We start from the raw sequence: 22499 nt of genomic DNA on the forward strand, positions 1-22499 counted from the left end.
GCGGTCCACTCGGTTGTGCAAAGCGTGACACAGTGGCTGAGCCCCTCGGATCCAGGCCCCCTGACCAGCGGTTTTGTCTGTTTCGTAGACTCTTCGCCGTGTTGACGATGCAGGACGCGCTGCTCGCGCTGACCAAGTACTGGACCGACCGAGGTTGCATCGTGGTGCAGCCGTTCAACACCGAGGTCGGGGCGGGAACGCTGAACCCGGCCACCGTGCTGCGGGTGCTCGGTCCCGAGCCGTGGCGCGTCGCCTACGTGGAGCCGTCCGTGCGGCCCGACGACGCCCGCTACGGCGAGAACCCGAACCGGCTGCAGACGCACACCCAGTTCCAGGTGATCCTCAAGCCCGACCCGGGCGACCCGCAGGAGCTCTACCTCGGTTCGCTCGAGGCGCTGGGCATCGACGTGCGCGGCCACGACGTCCGGTTCGTCGAGGACAACTGGGCCTCGCCCGCCCTGGGCGCCTGGGGCCTCGGCTGGGAGGTCTGGCTCGACGGCCTCGAGATCACCCAGTTCACCTACTTCCAGCAGGCCGGCGGCATGACGCTCGACCCGGTGTCGGTGGAGATCACCTACGGCATCGAGCGGATCATGATGGCGCTGCAGGGCGTCGACCACTTCAAGAAGATCGCCTACGCGCCCGGCATCTCCTACGGCGAGGCGTTCGGCCAGGCCGAGTACGAGATGTCGCGGTACTACCTCGACGACGCGGACGTGGAGGCGAACAAGCGCCTCTTCGAGGAGTTCGCGACCGAGGCCCGGCGCATGCTCGACGCGCGCCTGCCCGTTCCGGCGCACAGCTTCGTCCTCAAGTGCTCGCACATCTTCAACGTGCTGGACGCCCGCGGCTCGATCTCCACGACCGAGCGCGCCCGTGCGTTCGGCCGGATGCGCGGACTCGCGCGTGAGGTCGCGACCCTGTGGGCGGAGCGCCGTTCCGAGCTCGGGCACCCGCTCGGCGTGGCGACGCTGCCCGCCGCGGTCGAGAAGCCGTCGTCGTTCGAGGAAGTTCTCGCGCCGGCGACGCTGCTGTTCGAGATCGGCACCGAGGAACTTCCTCCGCACGAGGTGCTGCGGACCGTGGACGCGGTGCGTGCGGCCGTGTCGTCGAAGCTCGGGGCGACGCGGTTGACGTTCGGCGAGGTGACCGTGCACGGCACGCCGCGCCGGATCGTCGTGCTGGTGCCCGCCGTTTCGCCGCGTGAGCCTGACGCCGAACGCACCGTGCGTGGCCCGCGTGTGTCCGCCGCGTTCGACGCGGACGGCAACCCGACGAAGGCCGTGCAGGGCTTCGCGCGCGGTCAGGGCGTCGAGGTGTCCGCGCTGGGGCGTGTGGTCGAGAACGACGTCGAGTTCGTGGCGTTGACCAAGTCCGACGCCGGGCGCGGTGCCGTCGAGGTGCTGAGCGGGCTGCTGGCCGAGGTGGTCTCGGACCTGCGTTCCGAGAAGAACATGAAGTGGAACGACCCGAAGCTGTCGTTCACCCGGCCGATCCGCTGGCTGCTGGCGCTGCTCGGCTCGACGCAGGTGCCGGTCGCCGTGTCCTCGCTCGCCTCCGGGACGGTGACTCGCGTGCACCGCACGGTGGACGAGCCGGTCGTCTCGGTGTCCACTGCGGACGGTTACCTGGAGTTCCTGGAGTCGCACGGGATCCAGGCCGACTCGTCGGTGCGCGCCGCCTCGATCGTCGCGGCGGCACAGGAACTCGCCGCGTCCGTCGGTGGCGTCGTCGAGGTCGACGGGTTGCTGGACGAGGTCACGAACCTGGTCGAGTGGCCCACGCCGATCCTCGGGTCGTTCGAGGAGCGGTACCTGGAGCTGCCCGCGCAGATCCTCACGACCGTGATGCGCAAGCACCAGCGGTACCTGCCGGTTCGTGCCGCGGACGGGTCGTTGCTGCCGCACTTCGTGGCCGTGGCCAACGGGTCCGTGGACGCCGATCTGGTGCGGGCGGGCAACGAGGCCGTGCTGCGCGCGCGGTACGAGGACGCCGCTTTCTTCTGGCGTGCGGACCTCAAGACACCGCTGGAGGAGATGAAGTCCGGGCTCGCGAAGCTGACGTTCGCGGACAAGCTCGGTTCCATGGCGGACCGCGCTGGGCGCATCGCTTCGCTCGCGGGGCGGTTCGGGTCTGTGGTCGATGTCGACCGGGAGACGTTGGACCGCGCCGGCGCGCTGGCCAAGTTCGACCTCGGGTCGCAGATGGTGATCGAGCTGTCGTCGCTCGCCGGTGTGATGGCTCGCGAGTACGCGGCGCGGGCGGGGGAGACCTCCGAGGTCGCGTTGGCGCTGTGGGAGATGGAACTCCCGCGGTCGGCCGGTGACTCGCTGCCCTCGTCGGTGCCCGGTGCGTTGCTGTCCCTGGCGGACAGGTTCGACCTGCTGGCCGGGTTGTTCGGGATCGGTGCTCAGCCGACCGGGTCGTCCGACCCGTTCGGGTTGCGGCGGGCCGCCTTGGGCGCGGTGACCGTGCTGCGGGCGTTCCCGGACCTGCGGGCGATCACCCTGCCGGTGGCGCTCTCGCTTGCGGCTGAGGGGCTCGAAGTCTCCGCCGAGGCGTTGGAGACCGCGCGTGAGTTCGCGGTTCGCCGGTACGAGCAGGCGTTGCTCGACGGTGGGCACGAGCACCGGTTCGTGCAGGCCGTGCTGCCGCTGGCCGACTCGCCGGTGCTGGCCGACGAGACGTTGACGCAGCTGGAGTCGTTGGCGGGCAACGAGTCCTTCGACGCGCTGGCAGCTGCGTTGCAGCGTGTGCGGCGGATCGTGCCGAGGGCTGTCGAGGCTTCTTATGACGCCTCGGTGCTGTCGGAGCCCGCTGAAGTGGCGCTGCACAAGGCGTTCGACGAGGTTTCGCGGGATGTTGTCGGGCTGGCTGCGTTCTTCGCCGTGGCCGAGGGGCTGACCGGGCCGATCAACACGTTCTTCGACGAGGTGCTCGTGATGGCCGAGGACGAGGAGGTGAAGGCGGCTCGGCTCGGGTTGCTGGCTTCGATCCGGGACTTCGCGGCACCGGTGCTGGACTGGACCCAGCTGTAGGACTGCGAGAAGGGGAGGGGCGTCTCACGACCGGGACGCCCCTCCTTTCGTTCACGGGGTCACTTGATCTCGAAGCTCTGGCCGTAGACCTTCCACTTCAGCGGGGTGTTCAGGTCGAGGTTGCCCGCCCTGAGCCACACGCGCTGAGCCGTGTCGACGCGGCTGGTGTTCTCGTGGGCCGGCTCCTGCTTCATGGTCCACACGCGGGCGTCCATGAAGGCGTTGAGCCACGTGGTCTCGTTGCCACCCTGCGAAGGCGGCTTGGCCTTGGCCAAGGCGCGCTTGCGGATGCCGGTGAAGTCCAGGCTGCCCCAGCCGTCGCCGTGCATGACGATCGCGTCGTAGTACGCGAACTGGCCCAGGGCCCGGACGCCGTCGGCCTTGGCCTGGCGCAGGGCCGGGTTGAAGTAGACGCGGTCGCGTTCGGACTCCTGCGCTGCCTTGAAGACCGAGTCCTTCGCCGCGGTCTTCCAGTCCTTGGTGTAGTTGGGGTCCAGGCCCGCGTGGGAGTCCGTGCCGTTGACCCTGCGCAGTGCGGGGAGGTACTTCTCCAGCACGTTGCCGGGTTTGCGGGACTTGTAGAGCTCGACGAGGTCGAGCATGTCGCCGGTGCCGCTGCAGAAGCCGATGATGCCGGCGGTGTAGCCGCGGCCGTCGTCGATGTCCTCGATGTAGCCGAACTGCGCTTTCCAGTCGGTGGAGGAGTTCTCCGCGCTGGACACGATCTGCATCGCGATGTCCTTGAGGCGCGGGTCGTTCAGGTCTGCCGCTTGCGCGGTGCCCGTGGTCGCGGTGGCGAGCGCGACGCAGGTGAGAACTGCGGCCAAGATGCGGCCTGTGGTCTTCACGCGGTTCCTCCCGGGATGTCCCGGGCGGCGGTGTGGCAACGGTAAGGGGTCCGGACCACGATCGGCAAGATTGTTTACAAATTGACGAAGCTGGAGGGCGCCCTGATCAGGGCGCCCTCCACTTCTCATGTGTGAAACGGCAGGCCTAGTTGATGGAGAAGCTGTCCCCGTAGACCTTCCACTTGAGCGGCGTCTTCAGGTCGAAGTTGCCGGCCTTGAGCCACACGCGCTGCGCGGTCTCGATGCGCGACACGTCCTCGTGCGCCGCTTCCTGCTTCATGGCCCACACGCGGGCGTCCATGAAGGCGTTGAGCCACGTGGTCTCGTTGCCGCCCTGTGACGGGGGCTTCGCCTTGCCGAGCGCGCGCTTGCGGATGTTGCTGAAGCTGGTCTTGTCGCCGCCGTCGCCGTGCACGACGATCGCGTCGTAGTAAGCGAACTGGCCCAGGGCGCGCACGCCGTCGGCCTTGCCCTGCGCCACGGCGGGGTTGAAGTAGACGCGGTCGCGTTCGGACTCCTGTGCCGCCTTGAAGGTGGAGTCCTTCGCCGCGGTCTTCCAGTCCTTGGTGAAGTTCGGGTCGAGACCCGAGTGCGATTCCGTGCCGTTCACCTTGCGCAGTGCGGGGAGGTACTTCTCCAGCACGTTGCCGGGTTTGCGGGACTTGTAGAGCTCGACGAGGTCGAGCATGTCGCCGGTGCCGCTGCAGAAGCCGATGATGCCGGCGGTGTAGCCGCGGCCGTCGTCGATGTCCTCGATGTAGCCGAACTGCGCTTTCCAGTCGGTGGAGGAGTTCTCCGCGCTGGACACGATCTGCATCGCGATGTCCTTGAGGCGCGGTTCGTCCAGGTTGGCCGCGGACGCGGTACCAACCGTGGTGGTGAAAAGTGCGGCGCACGTCAGCAGTGCGGCCGCGATGCGACCAGTGATCTTCACGAATTTCCCTCCGGGGCAGGGATTGTGGGGGCCCGGGCGGCGTGGGAGCCACGGTAAGGGGTGCAGACCTTTATTGGCAAGAGTCTTTACTAATTCGCGAAACGGACAATTGTTGCCAGGCGGTGCATTCCGGGGCATCCGGCGCGCACGACAAAGGGCCGGCTCGCGAGCGAACCGGCCCTTTGTCTGGAATCAGCTGGTTTCAGCAGCGCACTTCGTGTCGTTCGGACGCTGGCCGCCGAGCAGGTACTCGGTCACCTTGTCGTTGGCGCACTTGTTCTTGCCGAAGATGTAGGCGCCGTGCCCGCCCTGGTCGATGGTGATCATCGCGGCCCTGTCGCCGAACGCCCGGCGGGTTGACTGGGCGCCGACCAGCGGGGTCGCGGGGTCGCGCTCGTTCTGCACCAGCAGCACGTTGCGCGGGCCCCGGTCGGACGGCAGGACCTGCTTCTCCACCGGCTTCGGGAAGAAGGCGCACGGCTGGATGTTCGCGGCGCCCGCGCCGAACATCGGGTGGCGGAGGCGGTCGATCTCCACGTTGCGCTCGTAGGTGCGAACCGACGACGGCCAGGCGGAGTCACCGCACATCACGTTCAGGCGGCCCGCCAGCAGGGCCTGGACGCGCGGGACCTCCGGGTACTCCTGCGGCGGCTGCGGCTGACCGGTGTCGAACGCCTGGTAGGAGGCGGCGAGCTTCGCGAAAGCCTCGTCACCGGTGGCGTAGAGGGCCGTGAAGGTGAGGAAGCGGAACAGCCTGCCGTCGATGCCCTCCACCGAAGGCTTCTTGTCCAGTCGCGCGGCCAGGTCGAAGAACTTGGCGCGCACCTGCTGCGGCGTCGTACCGAGGTTGTACTCGGGGTGCGCCGCGGCCCACTTCGCGAAGTCCGGGAACGTGTCCTCGACGCCGCGGCCCATCAGCCGGCCGCCCTCGACGTCCCAGCCGCCCTTGGGCAGGTTGCTGTCGATCACGACGCGGTCGGAGGTCTTCGGGAACAGCGTGGCGTACACCGAACCCAGGTACGAGCCGTACGAGTACCCGAGGAACGACGCCTTCTTCTCGCCCAGTGCCGCACGGACCGAGTCGTAGTCACGCGCGATGTTCTGGGTCGTGTTGTACGGCAGCGCGCCCGCCGAGGCCGACTTGAGGCACTGCTCGGCGATCTTCTTGACCTCCTCGGCGCGCTGGCGCACCTCGGCCGAGTTGTTGGCGTACGGAGGCACGCTGCCGTCCGCCATCTGCTCGTCGGTCATGTCGCAAGTGGACGGTGAGCTGTAGCCCAGGCCCCGCGGGTCCATGCCGATGATGTCGTACGCGTCCTGCACGTCCTGCGGCAGTCCGACCGCCTTCAGCACGGCCGGGAACGTCAGGCCCTCGCTCGGCCCGCCGGGGTTGGTCAGCAGGATCCCCTTGCGCTTCGCGGGGTTCTTGCTGGCCAGCCTGGTGATCATCACCTCGGTCTTGCGGCCTTCGGGCTTGCGGTAGTCGAGCGGCAGCTGGAGCTTGCCGCACTCCAGGCCGGGCAGCGCCACGTCAGCGGGACAGGAGACCCACTGCACCTCGGGCTTCGGCGTGGTGGCGGACGACACCCCCGGCACCGCCACCAGCCCCGCGGCGGCGGTCACGACCGCGGCCAGCGACAACGTTTTTCGCATTGGCAAATACCTCCCCGACGACGCACTCTCTCGGTGCGCCACAAATGAGTGCTCAGCTGCTCATGCGGACGAGAACGTCCAGCTGGGCCTTGTTGTAGAGCTCGACCATGACCTTCACGACCGTCCGCCTCGCGTGCTCCACGCCGCGCGGCGCGTCGTTCCACAGGCCGGCCGGATCCGGGAACGCGGCCCGCATCTGCGCCATGTACGGCATTTCGCGCATGGCGTCCGCCACGGCCTGCCGGGTCGCGTCGTCCGCGTCCTCCGGCAGGGTGTCGAACGCGATGACCGCCGGATCCCGCGCGTAGTCCTTCAGCGTCCCGGCGTACCTCGCCAGCGTCTCCGGCGAGAGCAGCTGGGCCAGCACCACGGTGAACGAGCGGTCCTGCGGCGACAGCTTCGCGTTCTCGATCATCACCGCGACGTCCGGCGGCAGGTCGGTCGGCACCTCCTGGCGCAGCACCAGTGCCAGCTCGGCCCTGATCCGCTGCAGGCGTTCGATCTGCGCGGCGAGCTCGGTGTCGAGCTCCCGCAACGCCTCGCGGGGATGTTCGTCCCCGTCACCGAGGTCCGCGATCTGCGTGAGCGACAGCCCGAGATCGGTGAGGCGCTTGATCCTCAGCACCCGCACGAGGTGGGGCACGCCGTAGCTCTTGTAGCCGTTGGCGCGGCGTTCCGGCTCGGCGAGCAGGCCCACGTCGTGGTAGTGCCGGATCGTGCGCAACGTCGTGCCGGCGAGATCGGCCAGCTGACTGGTGCTCCACGCCACGACGTCCTCCTCCCCGGTTGCTGACAGGACCCAGTTGAAACCATGCCGCTACGGCACGGTCAAGGCGCGCCAGAACGTTCAGTCGAAGGTTGGGCGGGGAGTCCACTTTCGTCGCACGCAAAAGGCCCCCGGCAAGACACCGGGGGCCTTTTGTCGTCGCGTGGTGACTACAGGAACTGCTTGCCGCGGGTGACGGCGCCGTAGGCGTCCACGATGCCGTGACCGTAGAAGCCGTTGAACTTCGCGTCGCCCTCACAGGTGGCGTCGAACTCCGGCGTGCGGCCCACGTTGACGTACGAGACAGTGCGCGGGTTCGGGCAGGCGCGCTGGATCGCGGTCTTGTAGAGGACCTTCTCGACCTTGTCCGGGTCGAGGGTCAGGCCGGGGTTCTTCTTGTCCTTCTTGCCGTACTCGCTCACGACCAGCGCGGCGACACCGGCGGCGTGCGGGGCGGCCATCGAGGTGCCCTGCAGGTACTGGTAGTAGCCGACCTTGTCGCCCTGCACGGCCTTCTTCACGCCCGCGGCCTCACCGGCGGGAGTGATGTTGCCGGCCTCGTCGATCGCGCCTTCGGCGAGAGCGACGTTGCGCGGGTAGGTCGACAGGATCAGGTTCTCGTTGGTGCGGTACCACGGCGTGCCGAGGCCGTCGCGGAAGTAACCACCCGGAGCGGAGAGCGCGGTCTGCTCGACGCCGTAGTTCGAGTAGTCGGCCTTCGCGGTCGACGGGCCGAGAGCGGACACGGAGATGACGTGGTTGCCCTCGGTCGGGAGGTTGAGGCACGTCGCGTTGTCGACCGGACGCGGACGGGCGTGACCCGGCGGGTAGTTCGGGCTCTGCACGTCCTGGCGCGGCTTGCCCAGGTCCTCGTGGTTGTTGCCACCGGCACCGATCAGCGTGACGCCCTTGCGGTGCGCGTAGTTCAGCGCGCGCTGCACGGTCGCGGTGATCGTGCGCTGCTCCAGCTGCTCCTCGGCCGAGGCCGTGGGGTCGTTGGTGCAGTTCATGTACCAGGGGTCGACGTAGAACGACATGTTGATGACGTCCAGGCCGATGTCGGCGCCGTAGGTGAGCGCGTCGACGACGGGGTTCAGGAAGAACGAACCCGCGTCCTGGCCGCCGCGGATGTTGACGAGCGACACGCCCGGCGCGACACCGGAGATGCCGAAACCGTTGGCAGCGGCGCCGATGGTGCCGGCGACGTGCGTGCCGTGGCCGCCGTCGTCCCAGTTGGCCGGGTCGACACAACCGCGGAACTCGCACGGACCGTCGAACACGCCGCCGTCGGCGTCGTTCGGGATGTCGACGGTGAAGTTGCGCGAGAGCTCGTTGTTGAAGTTCGGCGCGATGTCCGGGTGCGAACCGTCCACACCGGTGTCGAGGATGCCGACGTACACGCGCTTGTCACCGGCCTGCTTGGCCCGCGCGATGTTGGAGCGGACCAGGTTCAGCCCCCACAGGTCCCCGTCGAGCGGGTCCATGCCGGCGGTCGAGCCCTGCGCGGCGGGAGCCTTGTTCGGCTTCTCGCTCTTGTTCTCCTTCTCCACGTTGTCCCGCTTGGCCTTCTCGGCCTTCGCCGCCGGCGCGTGGCCGATCGGCTTGGCGCGAGCGGCGCCGACGATCGCGCTCGACGCGGAAACCTTCTCCGCGAAGCCGTTCGCGGGCGCCTTGACCGTCAGCAGACCGACAGCGTCGTTGCTGCGCACGACCTCGCCGCCCGCCGCTTCCACGGCGTCGATCGCGAAGTCGCGGTTTCCGGGTTCTTCCAGAAGGACGGTGTACTCCGTGGTCGGCCCTGTGGAGGCCGGTGCGGCCCCCGCCGCCGAAGTACCCGCGGCGATCAGCGACACCGTTGCCGCCACCGCCATCACGGTTCTACGCGTTCTCACCTAGCTGTCTCCTCACACCCGGTCAGGGCTGGATCCAACAACACGGAGCGGTCCCCGATTGCCGCCCAAGGCCGTCACACTGGCACGAAATTGCGCCACGCATCAGCGCCTTTCGTACGGAATCGAACTGTAGCCGATCGGAAGCGGAGCGTGATGTTATGAGAAGAAATCTTGACTTAACAAGATTCAAGGACTGAACTCCGCGTTTATGCGAAGACGGGTAATGGCATCGTCGGCGTGCCTGCTCTTTCTCCTGACAGCCTGTGGTGATGCTGGTCAGGGCTCTCCGACGCTGCCTACGCGCGGTCCCAAACCAATCGTCGGGGTAATCCTTCCCGACCGAACGACATCCGCGCGTTGGGAAGAGCAAGATCGCCCCCTGCTCACACAGGCGTTCAACTACGCCGACATCGAACCGTTCATGGAGAACGCCGAGGGCGACGAGGCGAAGTTCGCTCAGATCGCCGACGAGATGATCCGCCGCAAGGTGAAGGTCATGATGATCACGCCGTTGTCGGCGGCGGGCGGCCTCGCGGTGCAGAAGAAGGCGAAGGCCGCGGGCATCCCGGTCATCGACTACGACCGCGTGACGCTCGGCGGCCAGGCGGAGTACCACGTCGGCTTCGACAGCGTGAACGTCGGCCAGCTGCAGGCGGACGGCCTGCTCGGCTGCCTCGGTGAGAAACCGGGCGCCCAGATCATCGAGATCCAGGGCGCGCCGACCGACCACAACGCCACGCTCTTCGCCCAGGGCCAGAAGTCGAGGCTCGCCCCGAAGTACGACAGCGGCTCGCTCAAGCTCGTGAAGACCCAGCCGGTCGCCGACTGGAACAACGACCTCGGCGGCAAGCTGTTCGAGCAGATCCTGAGCGAGAACGGCGGCAAGGTCGACGGCGTGGTCGCGGCCAACGACGGCCTGGCCGGCGCGGTCATCGGCGTGCTCAAGAAGAAGAACATCAGGGTCCCGGTCACCGGTCAGGACGCCACTGTGGAGGGTCTGCGGGCCGTCCTCGCGGGTGACCAGTGCATCACCGTCTACAAGCCGGTGCGCGACGAGGCCGAGGCCGCAGCCCGGCTGGCGATCGCCATCGCCCGCGGGGACCTCGAGGGTGCCGACGACCTCGCCACCGGCAACCTGAGGGATCCCGTCTCGCGGCGCGACATGAAGTCGGTGCTGCTCGGCGCGACGCTGATCAAGAAGGACACCGTCCGCACGCTGGTCACCGAGGGCATCGTGAAGCCGGCCGAGCTGTGCGCCGGTGAACTGGCCCAGGCCTGTGCCCAGCAGGACATCCTCGGAGGGTGAGGAGCGCCGTGGCGTGAAAACTCGCCGGCCGTTTCGCGGTCAGGCGGGCGCCTCGCGGTGCCGCCCCCACGCCCTCATACCGGAGTCGTACGGGGGCGTGGGGGCGGTGCCGCGAGGCGTCCTGCTGAGCGTGAAACGGTACGCCGAGTTTTCACGTCACGGCGCTCGCCCGTCACGGCCTGTCTTGATCAGGCAGGTCGTGACGTCCCGAGATGAACTCCTGGACGGCGATCTTCGCCCGGATGATCGGCTGCCGGATCCGCGCCTCGCGGCGGTAGGCGCGGCTCAGCTTGCGCGACCCCTCCGGGTAGCGCCAGCGCGCCCACGGTGAGCCTGGCCGTGCGAGCCGCACGGCGCCCACGGCGGGCACCACCGGCACGAGCAGGCCGAGCAGGCCGGTCCAGATCTTGCCCTTGAGCAGCGCCGCGATGGCGAAGCACAGGTTCACCCCGATGGCGATCACCCGGAGCGTGAACGTGGACGCCGGCGTCGTCTCCGGGTTGAGCTGCAGCACCTCGTCGTAGCCGAACGGGCGCGCGCCCAGCAGGAACGTCCCGGTGAGGCCGACGGCGAGGAACACGGCGTCCACGGACAGCCGGCCCGCCTTCGTCCAGTAGACGTCTCTCAGATGCAGGATCAGCGCGAACTCGTCGAGCACCAGCGCCGCGCCGACGCCGAGACCGGCCGCCGCGGCCAGCCTGGCGCCGTGCATGTCGTCCGGGATGACGAGGCTCGTGACGCTGGACAACAGCAGCAGCACGGTGCCGAACACGACGTGGTGCACGTGTGTGTCGCCCGCCACGATGTTGCCCGGCCACCAGCGCACCTTCGCCCTGATCAAGCGCACGCTGATCCGGATGAACACGAACGTGGTCACCAAGCCGATGAAGAAGAAGAGCAGTCGTTCGCTGCCGGTCAAGCCACGGCCCCCTGGGTCAAGGACCCTCCAGGTTACCGGCCGTCCGGCAGGTTCATGTTGTTCACGTGCCCGATCTGGAACAGGGTGCCGTGAACGTCACCGGTCATCTTGTTGACCACGGACCTGCGGCCCTCGCCGCGCTCCTTCGGCGCGGCGGCGGGCAGGTGGCCCACGACGAACGCGGCCAGGCCGCCCGCGGACGGAGGGGCGACGGTGACCGTGATCGACAACGTCGTCAGCTCGGACACGGGGACCTCCGCGTGGTCGTTCGGGATCTCACGATAACAGCGAAATCGATGGCTCGACTGAGAGCGGGGAGGCATGGTTGACTGTCTGCGGTCGTACGTTTCGTGTTCGTGGATTACCCCGCTCGCGGAACGAGGTTGCGAGCGCGCGGGTTCTCCAGGTTCCGGAGAAGACGTCGCTGTGACTTGACCCGGTGGTCGCGAGCGCGATCCGGCACCTGTTAGAGGAGAAGTAGCAAGATGGCAGTACAGGGCACCGTCAAGTGGTTCAACGCGGAGAAGGGCTTCGGCTTCATCTCCCCCGACAACGGTGGCGCCGACGTGTTCGTCCACTACTCGGAGATCCAGTCGAGCGGCTACAAGTCGCTCGAGGAGAACCAGCGGGTCGAGTTCGAGATCGGTCAGGGCCAGAAGGGCCCGCAGGCCCAGGGCGTCCGCGCCGTCTGAGTCTGACCGGTCAGCACAGCTGATCTGACACCGAAGCCGTCTGTCCTGTATCGGACAGGCGGCTTCGGTGCGTCTTGTGCTCGGTCGAACACGATCAGTAGTTTCGCGGCATGGGGAGACTGCTCGTAGCCGCTCTGTTGCTCTTCGTGGCCGGGTGCTCCGGCGGTGAGAGCGCGGTGCCCGGTGGGGGCAAGATCGACGCCCTGCTGACGAAGGCACCGGTCTACGCAGGTCAGGTGACTCCCGGCTCCGCCGTCGACCGCATCAGGAAGCGCGGTGAGCTGCTGATCGGCGGCTCCCAGGACGCCCCGCTGCTGTCCCAGCTCGACCCGGTCAGCGGCGAGCTCACCGGCTTCGACGCCTACCTGGGCAAGCTGCTCGCGCAGTACGTCCTCGGCAAGCCCTCGACGGACCTGCTCACCGCCACCTCGGAGACCCGCGAACCGCTGCTGGCCAACGGCACCGTCGACGTGATCGTCCAGACGTACACGATCACCCCGCAACGGGCCGAGCGCGTGTCGTTCGCCGGTCCGTACTACCGGTCCGGGCAGTCGATCGCGGTCCCCAAGGGCAGCACCGGCATCACGAAACCCGCCGATCTGGCCGGCAAGACCGTCATCGTCGGCGCGAACACGCCCGGCGTGAAGGCGGTGCGGGACGTGGCCCCCACCGCGGAGGTCCTCGAGTTCGGCTCCGACCCCGAGTGCCTGACGGCGCTGAAGCAGGGTCGCGGCGACGCGTACGTGCAGGACCAGGCGATCCTGGTGGCCGACGCGTCGAAGGACGCGGACCTGCGGCTCGTCGGCGAGCCGTTCACCGAGGACCTGTACGGCATCGGCATCAAGCACGGCGACGCCGAGTTCACGAAGTTCGTGAACGACTGGCTGCGCGAGATCGGCAAGTCGGGGTTGTGGCAGGAGGTCTGGAAGCAGACGATCGGCACCGTGGTCACCGGCGAGGCGCCGGCGCCACCCGCGATCGCCTCATGAGCCTGGTCCTCGAAGGTTTCCTGAACACCGTCGCCCTGACCCTGCTGTCGTTCGCCGGTGCCGTGCTCGTCGGGTCGCTGGTCGCCGTGCTGAGGATCGTTCCCGTGCCGTTGCTGCGGGCTGTCGGCGCCGTGTACGTCGAGGTGTGGCGGAACATCCCGTTGCTCGCGTGGCTGGTGCTGTTCGTCTTTGGGCTGCCCGAGGTGGGCGTGAAGATGCCCCTGTTCTGGACGGCCTTCACGGCGATCGCGCTGTACGAGGCGGCTTTCGTCGCGGAGGCGCTGCGGTCGGGCGTGAACTCGGTGGCGTCCGGGCAGGGCGAGGCCGCGCGGGCGCTGGGGCTGACGGTGCCGCAGTCGTTGCGGCACGTGGTCCTGCCGCAGGCTTCCCGGCGCGTCGTGCAGCCGCTGGCGAACATCGCGATCGCGTTGACGATGGCCACGGCACTGGCCGGTGTCGTCGGCGTGGTGGACATGACCCGTGCCGCGCAGCGGATCAACCTGGAGCTCGCGCAGCCGTTGCTGGTCTTCACCGGCGTCGGGCTCTGCTACCTGGTGATGGCGGCCGGGATCGGGTACGGGGCTCGGGTGCTGGAACGGCGGTTCGCCTGATGTTCGACGCTCCCGGACCCCGGTTCCGCCGCAGGGTCCTCTGGACCTCGGTGGTCTCCGCCGCGGTGCTCGCCGGGCTGGTGGCGCTGGGGCTGCGGCAGTTCGCGGCCGGTGGCCAGCTGGACGCCGACCGGTGGAGGCCCTACCTGACCTGGCCGATCTGGCGCTACCTGCTCGAGGGCCTCGGGTCGACGGTGCTGGCCGCGGGCGCGACGGGAGTGCTGGCCGCGGCGGGCGGGCTGCTGCTCGCGTTGCGGCCCAACCGGTTCACCCGCGCTTATGCCGAGATCATGCGCACTGTCCCGGTGCTGCTGCTCGTGTACGTGATGCTGTTCGTGCTGCCGTCGTTCGGGGTGAACCTGCCGCTGTTCTGGAAGCTCGTGGTGCCGCTGGCGTTGTCGCACGCGGCGTCCTACGCGGTGATCTTCCGGGCGGGTGTCGAGTCGGTCGAACCCGGTCAGCGCGAGGCCGGGTTGTCGCTCGGCATGCCGGACGGGGTGGTGACGCGGTTCGTGGTGCTGCCTCAGGCCGTGCGGCACATGACGCCGTTGCTCGTCACCCAGGCCGTCAGCCTGTTGAAGGACACCTCGCTGGGCTACGTCGTGTCCTACACGGAGTTGTTGTTCAACGGGCGGGTGCTCGCGAACTACAACGGTCTGCTGATCCAGACCTTCCTCGTCGTCGCGTTCGTCTACCTCGTGGTCAACCTGGCGCTGTCCTGGCTGGCCCGCCGGCTGGAGGCTTCCCGTGCCCGCACTGCTCGCTGAGGTGACCCGGTCGGGGTTCGTGGAGAGCCTGCACCACGGCAGCGTCGTCGGCCTGCTGCCGTCCGGCGAGGTGGGCGTGTCCGTGGGCGCGGTGAACGACCAGGTGCTGCCGCGGTCGTGCATGAAACCGTTCCAGGCGCTGGCCTGCCTGTCCGCGGGAGCGCCGCTGGCCGGGCCCGCGCTGGCGATCGCGGCCGGGTCGCACACGGGGGAGGACCGGCACGTCGAGCTGGTGCTGCGGCTGCTCGGCGAGCTGCCGGTGGAGTCGTTGCGGTGCCCTGCTTCCTGGCCGGAGGACGAGCCGACGCGTCAACGCCTGGCGGAGCCCTCTCGGGTGCGGATGAACTGCTCCGGCAAGCACGCGGCGATGCTGGCGGCGTGCGTCGAGGCGGGGTGGCCGGTGGAGACCTATCTGGACCCGGCGCATCCGTTGCAGCGGCTGGTGATGCGGACGGTGGAGGACCTGTCCGGGGAGTCCGTTGTGCACACTGCGATCGACGGCTGCGGTGCGCCCGTGTACGGCTTGTCGTTGCACGGGTTGGCGCGCGCGATGCAGGGGTTGGTGCGCACGCCGGTTGCCGAGGCCATGCGCGGGCATCCCGAGTACGTCGGCGGGACCGGGCACGTGAACACCGTGGTCATGCAGCGGCTGCCGGGGGTGGTGGCGAAGGGTGGCGCGGAGGGCGTGCTGGTGCTGGCGACCGCCGCCGGGCACGCCGTCGCGGTGAAGGTGCTCGACGGCAACCCCCGTGCCACCACGGCCGTGGGGCTCAGGGCGCTGGCGGAGATGGGGGTCGACGTGTCGCCCGCGGAGGAGCTGTTGTCCGTGCCGGTGCTCGGGGGCGGACAGGTCGTCGGCGAGGTGCGGGTCGTCTTCTAGAACTGCTCGGGAACCTCGAGCATGCCGAGCTGCGCCATCACGGTCGCGGTGTCGCCGTAGACGCGCTGGCAGGTGAGGACGTCCTTGTCGAAGAGGAAGAAACCGACCATCCTGACCTTGAACGACCGTCCGGTAACTTGTTCGCCGATGAGGCTGCCGAGATGCGTGCCCTGAAGTTCGAACTCGATGATGACGGCGTCGTCCGCGTGGTGGACGTCGATGACCTTGCTGCGCTGGTCGGGGAACGCCGCACGGGTGCGTTGCCAGTAGCCGCGGACCGCGTCCACGCCCTCGAAGACCTGGCCGGACGCCATGATCTCGTACCGGGGGTGCGGAAACGTGTTCAGAGAGGTGTCGAAGTCGTGGTCGTTCTGCGACTCGACGTGCTCCAAGACGATCGCTTCACGCAGCGCTCTGAGCGCCTTGGACTCGGTCATTCCGGCCGACCCTCCTACGTACGCCGTACGTCGCAGGGAAGCTACTCCACGTCACGTGGTCTTCGCCAGTGTCGTCCCGTGAACCGCTGACCCGCGCCCGCATCGTGGATGCGGCGGTGCGGCTGATCGAACGGGAGGGCGTCGAGGCCGTCTCGATGAGGCGCCTCGCCGCCGAACTGGGCGCGGGCACGATGTCGCTGTACAACCACGTGCCGAACAAGGCCGTGCTGGTGGACCTCGCGGCCGAGCGGATCATGGGGCAGGCGCGGCCGTACCACGTGGACAGCGACGACTGGCGTGACCACATCCGGGCGCACGCGCGTGCGGTGCGGGAGCTGGCGCGCCGGCACCCCCGCGCGTTCGTGATGCTGGCGACGCGCAGGCTCAGCAGCGAGGCCGGGTTCCGCACCATCGAGGCGGCGCTGATGAACTTCGACCGCGCGGGCTTCCGGGGCGAGGTCGCCGTCGGGATGATGCGCGCGATGGTGTCGTACCTGCTGGGCACGCTGATGCGGGAGGTCGCCACCTCGCCGGAACTGGGCGGGATCGCGTTGTCGCCCTACGAGGACGCCGACGTGTCGGCGTTCCCGCTGTCCGCCGGGGTGATGGACGAGCTGGGGACCTACGACCACGACCAGGAGTTCGAGTTCGGGCTCGAACTCATGATCGCGGGCTTGGAGCGCTACCAGACCTAGGGGCGCATCTCGTAACGGCCGGAGAGCGCTTCCACCTGCTGCCACACGGCGTCGAAGCGGGCCTGGTCGACGTGCGGCTTGCGGATCTGCCCGATCGCCCACTGCTGCTGGGCCTCGGTGCTGCTGGCCTTGCCGTGCAGGGCGGTCGCGTAGCCGGCGAAGTCGCGCACCAGGACGTCGAAGATCTGGTCGAGGACGTTCTGGTCGGTCCCGGTGATCTTCGCCTGCTCCAGCACGAGCTGGCCGTAGACGACCAGGGTGAAGAGGTGGCCGAGGTTCAGCAGGAAGTCGAGGTCCTTCTGCTGGGCCTCGTCCGGGGCGGCCTTCGTGAGCAGGGTCTTGATGGCTTTGGCCTGCTCGTGGAACAGCTTCACGTTCGGCAGGTGGGCGTGCTCGGCGTAGACCGGCTCCCAGTCGTGGAACTGGATCTTGCCGAGGCCGCGCGCGGGACCCTGGTGCCAGAAGAAGTCGTCGTCCGTCGCGTCGTGGCGCGTCGGGACCTCGTCGTACTGCGCCGGGTTGAACAGGTAGTTCGGCATGAACTTGAGCACCAGCGCCAGGTTCACGTGGACGGTGCCCTCGAGCTTGGGCAGCGCGCGGATGTCGGCCGTGGCGCGGGTGAAGTAGGTGTCCTTCTCGAAGCCCTTGGCCGCGATGACGTCCCAGAGCAGGTCGATGACGTTCTCGCCCTCGCTCGTCACCTTCATCTTGGTGATGGGGTTGAAGAGGAGGTAGCGGCGGTCGTTCTCGTCGGCGCTGCGGAAGTAGTCGACGCTGCGGTCCGCGAAGAGCTTCATGGCGGACAGGCGCGCGTACGCGTCGACGAAGTTCTGGCGGACGTGCGGGAAGTCCGTGACCGGGTTGCCGTAGAGGATCCGGTTGTGCGCGTGGGTGATCGCCTCGTAGAACGAGTGCTCGCAGATGCCGATGCTCGCCGTGCAGAGGTTGAACTTGCCGACGTTGACGGTGTTGAGCGCCGCGCTGAACGCGTCGGGGCCGCGGTGCAGGACGTCCGCGTCGGTGATCGGGTAGCCGTCGAGGCGGAACTCGCTCACGAACATCTGGCTGTCCACGACGTTCTTCACGAGGTGGAAGTTCTCGTGCTGGCTGTCGACGGCGAAGAAGACGTACTCGTCGGAGTCCGCGAGCTTGCCGAAGACGCTGACCATGCCGGCGACGTTGCCGTTGCCGATGTAGTACTTGCCGCCGGTCGCCGTGTAGCCGGTGTCCGTCTTCGTGACGATCATGTCGGTGCTGTAGACGTCGGCGCCGTGCTCCTTCTCGGAGAGGCCGAACGCGAAGACCGCGCCTGAGTCGAGGAGTGCTGCCGCCTTCTGCTTGGCCTCCTCGTTCCCGCTCATCCAGATGGGACCGAGCCCGAGGACCGTGACCTGCCAGGCGTACCAGTACTGCAGGCCGTAGAAGCCGAGCACCTCGCTGAACGCGGCGTTGCGGGCGGCGTCCCAGCGCTTGGTGCCGTCCACCGAACTCGGCGTGCAGAAGGTGGCGAAGAGCTTCTCGCGCTTCACGAAGTCGAGGAACTCGGTGTACCAGACCTTGTCCTGCGCGTCCGCGATGAGCTGCCGCTTGCCGCGGGCCTCGAACCAGTCGACCGTGGCCCTGAGCAGGCGGCGGGTCTCGTCGTCGAGGTGGGCCGGGTCGTAGTGGTTCGGGTCGAGCAGCACTGTGCGCCTCCTTGCGTCTCTGCGCTCGGACGCTACCAGTGAGTAACTTGCGGGTCTACGTGGGGTTTCCCGCACGCCCGGAAATTGTCGGACCCCCGGCGTAACGTGCTCCGCATCACATCTCTTCGAGTCTGGAGGCGTCGTTGCGATGACGGTGGTTGTGGCGATCGGTACGCGCAAGGGGCTGTGGCTCGCCCGCAGCGAGGACCGCGTCTCGTGGGAGGTCGACGGTCCGCACCACGCGATGCAGGAGGTGTACGCGGTCGCGTTCGACACGCGTGCCGGCGCCCGCCTGCTGGCCGGCGTCGCCTCGCCGCACTTCGGCCCCGGCGTGTCCATTTCGGACGACCTGGGGGCCACGTGGGAGGAGTCCCCGACGCCACCGATCGCGTTCCCCGTGCAGGACGCGGCCCTGGAACGCGTCTGGCAGCTGCAACCCGCACCGGCCTCGCAGCCGGGCGTGGTGTGGGCGGGCACGCAGCCGTCGGCGTTGTTCAGGTCCTCCGACGGCGGCCGCTCGTTCGAGTTCGTCGAGGGCCTGTGGAACCACCCGCACCGCCCGGAGTGGGAGGCGGGCTTCGGCGGCCAGGCCGTCCACACGATCGTGCCCGACCCGGTCGACCCCGACCGCGTGCTGGTGGCGATGTCCACCGGCGGCGTCTATCGCACCGCCGACGGCGGCAAGTCCTGGGAGGCCCGCAACAAGGGCATCAAGGCGTACTTCTTCCCCGACCCGTGGCCGGAATTCGGCCAATGCGTCCACAAGGTCGCGCAACACCCGGCCGCCCCGTCGCGCTTCTACGCCCAGAACCACCACGGCGTCTACCGCAGCGACGACGGAGGCGACACCTGGCAGTCCATCGCTTCCGGCCTGCCAACGGACTTCGGCTTCGCCATGGTCGTCCACCCCCACGACCCGGACACGATCTTCACGTTCCCCATCGAGGCCGACGGCCGCCGTTTCCCACCAGAGGGCAAGTGCCGCGTCTACCGCTCCCAGGACGCCGGCGACACCTGGCAGGCCCTGGGCGAGGGCCTCCCGGACGACTTCTGGACAGCCGTCATGCGCGACGCCCTGTGCACCGACGACGCCGACGTCCCCGGCGTCTACTTCGGTTCCCGCTCGGGCGAGGTCTACGCCAGCCCCGACGAGGGCGAGACCTGGCACCGCGTCGCCGCCCACCTCCCCGACGTCATGTCCGTCCGAGCAGCGGTGATCCCCACGTGAAGGTCACGGTCCTGATCCCCGGCGTCCTGCGCACCACCACAGCCGGCGCCGCCCACCTGGACGTGGACGTCCCACCCCCGGCCACCCTGGGCGCCGCCCTCGACGTCCTGGCAGCCACCTACCCGGGCCTCGACCGCCGCCTGCGCGACGAGCAGGCGGGCCTGCGCCGCTACGTGAACTTCTACGTCAACGGTGAGGAGTGCCGCCGCTTGGCAGGCCCGGACACCCCGCTCCCGGCGGGCGCCGAGATCCAGATCCTGCCCAGCGTGGCAGGCGGCTGACGGCCCGGCGGGGGTTGCGCCGCACCGGGGATGGGCGACGCAACCCCCGCCGCCGGCTGCCTGGCTGCGGCTGTCTGGCTGCCCGGCTGCCCGGATCTTGCCTGCCGACATTCCGCCCGCTATCGATCACCCGCCGCTTCACGCCGTTGCTGGCTGGCGCCCCGCCACCCGCACCTGCCGCCACCCGCACCTGCCGCCACTCCCTACCTGCCGCCACTCCCTACCTGCCGCCACTCCCTACCTGCCGCCGCCACCCACCTGCTGCCGCCACTCGCCGGCTGCCGCCACCCATCCGTCGCCCACCAGCCACCCCGACCTTGTCCGGCAAGGCGGGTGGGGAGCGGTCAGATCAGCAGGAGCGACTTCCCGAGGGTGGCGCGTTCCTCGAGCGACCGGTGAGCCCTCTCGGCCTCCTCCAGCGGATACGTCGCCCCGATCACCGGCCGGAGCCGCCCAGCCGCGGCAAGCGCGAGCGCGTCGGTCAGGAGCCCGCGCAACGTCACCGGGTCGGGCGCCCCGGCCGCCAGCACGTCGTCCACCCGCACCCGGCGCCGGCCGGCCAGGTCCGGATCGATGTCGGCGAACCCGTCCGAGCTGCCGTAGGTGACGAAGCGGCCGCCGTCGGCCACCACCTCGAACACGGCCCTGCCGAGTGCTCCGCCCGCGCCGTCGAAGGCGAGGCCGACACCGCCTGTCGCCTCGCGGACCTGGTCCTTCCAGCCGTCCACCGAGTAGTCGACGGCCAGCTCCGCGCCCAGTTCGCGGGTCAGTGCGAGCTTGCGTTCACCGCAGGCAGCCGCGATCACCCGTGCGCCGGCGTCGCGCAGGAGTTGCACCAGCAGCGAACCCGCGCCGCCCGCCGCAGCGGCCACCAGGACCCACTCGCCCCTGGGAATCTCGACCAGGCGGGCCAGCAGCAGTGCGGTGGCGCCGTCGTGCACCATCGCCGCGGCCTCCGGGGCGCTCAGGCCGTCGGGGATCGCGACGATCTCCCCGGCCCCGAACACCACCTTCTCCGCGTAGCCCCCGGCTCCGCGGCTGATGACGCGGCGGCCCAGCCAGGCCGGGTCCACGCCCTCGCCTACGGAGAGCACGTGGCCCGCGCCGCCTCCGCCGGGCACGTAGGGGAGGGTCAGCGGGAAGTACTCGCCGCCCCAGCCGCCGCGCAGCAGCGTGTCGAGGAGGATCACGTCGGCTGCCTCCAGGCCGACCACCACCAGGCCCGGGCCGGCCATCGGTTCGGGGACCTCCTCGACGCGGAGCACCTCGGGCCCGCCGAACTCGTGCACACGGACAGCACGCACCACAACCACATCCCCCACCTCGAACAACCTGGTCGCATCTCACCGTAAGAGCTCCAGGTTGGTGGAGATCAAGGGCCGGAGTCAGCAGGTGGCGAAGTCGTCCAGCAGTGCGGAGGCGACCTCGACGTCCGGGCTCAGCTGGCGGTCGGACATCTCCGGGTTGAGCTTGGACTCGGCTGCCTCGAAGGCGGCGCGCAGCGCAGGCGTGGACGGCTTGATGCCGCGCAGCCGCAGGGCGCGGACGGCGGCGACGGCCTCGCACGCGAGCACCAGGCGGAACGCGCTGAGCGAACGCAGGGCCTGGGAGGCGGACTGGAAGGCGAAGCTCGAGTTCTCCTCCTGGCCGCGCGACACGACGGCGTTGCCGATGCTCGCGGGTTCGGCGAGGGTGCGGACCTCGGCCAGGGCCGAGTTGGCGCTGTACTCGAGGATCATCACGCCCGAGCTGCCGGGCACGCCCTCGGCGAGGAACGGGCGCAGGCCCGTGAAGTTCGGCTCCACCAGCGTTGCCAGGCGGGCTGTCGAGATGTGGCCGGTGTGCAGCATCGCGAGGCGGAGCCGGTCGAGCGCCTGGCCGAGGTACGCGCTGTGGAAGGCGCCGTGGTGGTACGCGGCGTCGTCCTCCTCGCCGAACTGGTCGGCGACGATCAGCGGGTTCTCGGCGGCGGCGTTGAACTCGACGTCGAGCACGCGGGCGAGGTCGGTGGCGGCGTCGACGGCCGGGCCGTGGATCTGCGGGAAGCAGCGGTAGCCGAACGGGTCCTGGATGCGCGCGGCCGGGCGTTCGGGGTCGCCGATCAGGCGGCGCATCTCGGCGGCGACCGCCAGCTGGCCGGGGTGCGGGCGGCCGAGGTGGACGCGTTCGTCGTAGGCCTCGGCGGCTCCGTCGACGGCGAGGAACGACAGCGCGGCGACGACGTGGGTGGCCTTCAGGAGCTGGTGCGCGTCCTGCCAGGCCAGGCCCGCCATGCCGATCGTCAGGGCGTTGCTGCTGATCAACGCCAGCGCGTCGCCCGAGTCGAGCTCGATCGGGTCCGGGGTCTGCGTGGAGCCGAGCCAGTAGCGCTCGCCGAGCAGGGTCAGGCCGGTCTCGGCCAGCGCGGTGAGGTCGCCCGTGCCGATGGCGCCGTACTCGTGCACGCCGGGGTAGCAGCTGCTGTTCAGGGCGGCCAGCAGCGCGTCGGCCACGGCTCTGCGCACGCCGGCGCCGCCCGCGAGCAGTTGGTTGAGGCGCACGACCATCATGGCGCGCACCTGCTCCTCGGGGAGCATGCCGCCGAGCCCGCCCGCGTGGCTGCGCAGCAGGCGCAGGCCGTGCTCGGCCCAGCCCTCGGTGCTGATGATCTGGTCGCGGTTCGCACCGACGCCCGTCGTGCGGCCGTACACCTGTCGTCGCACCACAAGGCGCTGGCTCGCGCCCCACGACGCTTCGAGTCGTGCGAGGCCATCAGCGTGGAGGGTCACCGGGGAGTGGTACCGCGCGACGCGCACCACGTCGTCGGCGCTGAGGGACTGACCGTCCAGCACGACAGGGGAGTCTTCGACCATGGCGCCAATGTGAGCACATAGGGTTC

General features: G+C 69.2%; 21 protein-coding genes. 10 read left to right on the plus strand and 11 right to left on the minus strand.

The genetic code is table 11. From position 1 onward, the window contains the following. Nucleotides 1–107 precede the first annotated feature (107 nt). Entirely contained in the window at nucleotides 108–3038 is a 2931-nt protein-coding gene (locus tag IE307_RS25935) for a glycine--tRNA ligase (protein WP_191302176.1), read from the plus strand. 59 nt (nucleotides 3039–3097) lie between these two features. On the opposite strand, the gene IE307_RS25940 is transcribed toward IE307_RS25935, so the two are convergent. The 5 genes from IE307_RS25940 to IE307_RS25960 form a co-directional block, all read right to left on the minus strand. Next, the gene (locus IE307_RS25940) at nucleotides 3098–3886 is read right to left on the minus strand and encodes a chitosanase (RefSeq protein WP_308436398.1); all 789 of its coding nucleotides are present in this window, start codon (nucleotides 3884–3886) and stop codon (nucleotides 3098–3100) included. 145 nt (nucleotides 3887–4031) lie between these two features. Beyond that, nucleotides 4032–4820 (minus strand): chitosanase, encoded by a 789-nt coding sequence (locus IE307_RS25945; protein ID WP_308436399.1) that lies wholly within the window; start codon nucleotides 4818–4820, stop codon nucleotides 4032–4034. Nucleotides 4821–5012: 192 nt separating this feature from the next. Next, on the minus strand, nucleotides 5013–6473 hold the full coding sequence (locus IE307_RS25950) for an alpha/beta hydrolase (protein ID WP_191301963.1): 1461 nt from the start codon (nucleotides 6471–6473) through the stop codon (nucleotides 5013–5015). 52 nt (nucleotides 6474–6525) lie between these two features. Next, nucleotides 6526–7242 (minus strand): helix-turn-helix domain-containing protein, encoded by a 717-nt coding sequence (locus IE307_RS25955; protein ID WP_191301964.1) that lies wholly within the window; start codon nucleotides 7240–7242, stop codon nucleotides 6526–6528. Between the two features lie 167 nt (nucleotides 7243–7409). Beyond that, nucleotides 7410–9110 carry a S8 family serine peptidase gene (locus tag IE307_RS25960; protein ID WP_191302179.1) on the minus strand — a complete coding sequence of 567 codons (1701 nt, stop codon included), beginning with the start codon at nucleotides 9108–9110 and terminating at the stop codon, nucleotides 7410–7412. Between the two features lie 244 nt (nucleotides 9111–9354). Between IE307_RS25960 and IE307_RS25965 the strand changes: the two genes are divergently transcribed. Next, the gene (locus tag IE307_RS25965) at nucleotides 9355–10437 is read left to right on the plus strand and encodes a sugar ABC transporter substrate-binding protein (protein WP_308436400.1); all 1083 of its coding nucleotides are present in this window, start codon (nucleotides 9355–9357) and stop codon (nucleotides 10435–10437) included. A 172-nt stretch (nucleotides 10438–10609) separates the two neighbouring features. Here IE307_RS25965 and IE307_RS25970 read toward each other — a convergent pair whose 3' ends face one another. Next, on the minus strand, nucleotides 10610–11356 hold the full coding sequence (locus tag IE307_RS25970; protein WP_191301966.1) for a hypothetical protein: 747 nt from the start codon (nucleotides 11354–11356) through the stop codon (nucleotides 10610–10612). 32 nt (nucleotides 11357–11388) lie between these two features. Continuing rightward, nucleotides 11389–11604, minus strand: a complete 216-nt coding sequence (locus IE307_RS25975; RefSeq protein ID WP_191301967.1) for a hypothetical protein — start codon at nucleotides 11602–11604, stop codon at nucleotides 11389–11391. 237 nt (nucleotides 11605–11841) lie between these two features. Between IE307_RS25975 and cspE the strand changes: the two genes are divergently transcribed. The 5 genes from cspE (at nucleotide 11842) to IE307_RS26000 (ending at nucleotide 15295) form a co-directional block, all read left to right on the plus strand. After that, nucleotides 11842–12048, plus strand: coding sequence for a transcription antiterminator/RNA stability regulator CspE (cspE, locus tag IE307_RS25980; protein ID WP_191301968.1), 207 nt, complete (start codon nucleotides 11842–11844; stop codon nucleotides 12046–12048). Between the two features lie 110 nt (nucleotides 12049–12158). Continuing rightward, on the plus strand, nucleotides 12159–13037 hold the full coding sequence (locus IE307_RS25985) for a glutamate ABC transporter substrate-binding protein (protein ID WP_191301969.1): 879 nt from the start codon (nucleotides 12159–12161) through the stop codon (nucleotides 13035–13037). Then, nucleotides 13034–13648 carry an amino acid ABC transporter permease gene (locus tag IE307_RS25990; RefSeq protein WP_191301970.1) on the plus strand — a complete coding sequence of 205 codons (615 nt, stop codon included), beginning with the start codon at nucleotides 13034–13036 and terminating at the stop codon, nucleotides 13646–13648. Before IE307_RS25985 ends, IE307_RS25990 begins: the two co-directional genes overlap by 4 nt. Further along, nucleotides 13648–14415: an amino acid ABC transporter permease gene (locus IE307_RS25995; RefSeq protein WP_191301971.1), complete on the plus strand. Its 768-nt coding sequence runs from the start codon at nucleotides 13648–13650 to the stop codon at nucleotides 14413–14415. The genes IE307_RS25990 and IE307_RS25995 overlap by 1 nt, the downstream gene beginning before the upstream one ends. Next, nucleotides 14396–15295: an asparaginase gene (locus IE307_RS26000; RefSeq protein WP_191301972.1), complete on the plus strand. Its 900-nt coding sequence runs from the start codon at nucleotides 14396–14398 to the stop codon at nucleotides 15293–15295. The genes IE307_RS25995 and IE307_RS26000 overlap by 20 nt, the downstream gene beginning before the upstream one ends. Here IE307_RS26000 and IE307_RS26005 read toward each other — a convergent pair. Beyond that, nucleotides 15292–15732, minus strand: coding sequence for an ester cyclase (locus tag IE307_RS26005; RefSeq protein WP_191301973.1), 441 nt, complete (start codon nucleotides 15730–15732; stop codon nucleotides 15292–15294). The two genes, IE307_RS26000 and IE307_RS26005, sit on opposite strands and share 4 nt — an antisense overlap. Before the next feature lie 68 nt (nucleotides 15733–15800). Here IE307_RS26005 and IE307_RS26010 point away from each other — a divergent pair, with 68 nt between their 5' ends. Beyond that, nucleotides 15801–16427 carry a TetR/AcrR family transcriptional regulator C-terminal domain-containing protein gene (locus tag IE307_RS26010; RefSeq protein WP_191301974.1) on the plus strand — a complete coding sequence of 209 codons (627 nt, stop codon included), beginning with the start codon at nucleotides 15801–15803 and terminating at the stop codon, nucleotides 16425–16427. Here the strand turns inward: IE307_RS26010 and IE307_RS26015 are convergent. Then, complete coding sequence (locus IE307_RS26015) at nucleotides 16424–18112, minus strand: acyl-CoA dehydrogenase family protein (RefSeq protein ID WP_191301975.1); 1689 nt, start codon at nucleotides 18110–18112, stop codon at nucleotides 16424–16426. The genes IE307_RS26010 and IE307_RS26015 overlap by 4 nt on opposite strands. Nucleotides 18113–18260: 148 nt before the next feature. On the opposite strand from IE307_RS26015, the gene IE307_RS26020 reads away from it, so the two are divergent. Both IE307_RS26020 and IE307_RS26025 read left to right on the plus strand, forming a co-directional pair. Next, nucleotides 18261–19340 (plus strand): WD40/YVTN/BNR-like repeat-containing protein, encoded by a 1080-nt coding sequence (locus IE307_RS26020; RefSeq protein WP_191301976.1) that lies wholly within the window; start codon nucleotides 18261–18263, stop codon nucleotides 19338–19340. Continuing rightward, entirely contained in the window at nucleotides 19337–19621 is a 285-nt protein-coding gene (locus tag IE307_RS26025; RefSeq protein ID WP_191301977.1) for a MoaD/ThiS family protein, read from the plus strand. The genes IE307_RS26020 and IE307_RS26025 overlap by 4 nt, the downstream gene beginning before the upstream one ends. A 344-nt stretch (nucleotides 19622–19965) precedes the next feature. Here IE307_RS26025 and IE307_RS26030 read toward each other — a convergent pair whose 3' ends face one another. Next, on the minus strand, nucleotides 19966–20925 hold the full coding sequence (locus IE307_RS26030; protein WP_191301978.1) for a zinc-binding dehydrogenase: 960 nt from the start codon (nucleotides 20923–20925) through the stop codon (nucleotides 19966–19968). 81 nt (nucleotides 20926–21006) lie between these two features. Next, on the minus strand, nucleotides 21007–22473 hold the full coding sequence (locus IE307_RS26035) for an aromatic amino acid ammonia-lyase (protein WP_191301979.1): 1467 nt from the start codon (nucleotides 22471–22473) through the stop codon (nucleotides 21007–21009). Nucleotides 22474–22499: the final 26 nt, after the last annotated feature.

Source organism: Lentzea cavernae (assembly GCF_014653695.1).
GTDB classification, from domain to species: domain Bacteria; phylum Actinomycetota; class Actinomycetes; order Mycobacteriales; family Pseudonocardiaceae; genus Lentzea; species Lentzea cavernae.

Excerpts from the sequence above, each read along its gene's own strand:
- IE307_RS25935 (WP_191302176.1), top strand. The coding sequence starts at position 108 with ATGCAGGACGCGCTGCTCGCGCTGACCAAGTACTGGACCGACCGAGGT.
- IE307_RS25950 (WP_191301963.1), bottom strand. The coding sequence starts at position 6,473 with ATGCGAAAAACGTTGTCGCTGGCCGCGGTCGTGACCGCCGCCGCGGGG.
- IE307_RS25960 (WP_191302179.1), bottom strand. The coding sequence starts at position 9,110 with ATGGCGGTGGCGGCAACGGTGTCGCTGATCGCCGCGGGTACTTCGGCG.
- IE307_RS25965 (WP_308436400.1), top strand. The coding sequence starts at position 9,355 with ATGGCATCGTCGGCGTGCCTGCTCTTTCTCCTGACAGCCTGTGGTGAT.
- cspE (WP_191301968.1), top strand. The coding sequence starts at position 11,842 with ATGGCAGTACAGGGCACCGTCAAGTGGTTCAACGCGGAGAAGGGCTTC.
- IE307_RS25985 (WP_191301969.1), top strand. The coding sequence starts at position 12,159 with ATGGGGAGACTGCTCGTAGCCGCTCTGTTGCTCTTCGTGGCCGGGTGC.
- IE307_RS25990 (WP_191301970.1), top strand. The coding sequence starts at position 13,034 with ATGAGCCTGGTCCTCGAAGGTTTCCTGAACACCGTCGCCCTGACCCTG.
- IE307_RS25995 (WP_191301971.1), top strand. The coding sequence starts at position 13,648 with ATGTTCGACGCTCCCGGACCCCGGTTCCGCCGCAGGGTCCTCTGGACC.
- IE307_RS26005 (WP_191301973.1), bottom strand. The coding sequence starts at position 15,732 with ATGACCGAGTCCAAGGCGCTCAGAGCGCTGCGTGAAGCGATCGTCTTG.
- IE307_RS26020 (WP_191301976.1), top strand. The coding sequence starts at position 18,261 with ATGACGGTGGTTGTGGCGATCGGTACGCGCAAGGGGCTGTGGCTCGCC.
- IE307_RS26035 (WP_191301979.1), bottom strand. The coding sequence starts at position 22,473 with ATGGTCGAAGACTCCCCTGTCGTGCTGGACGGTCAGTCCCTCAGCGCC.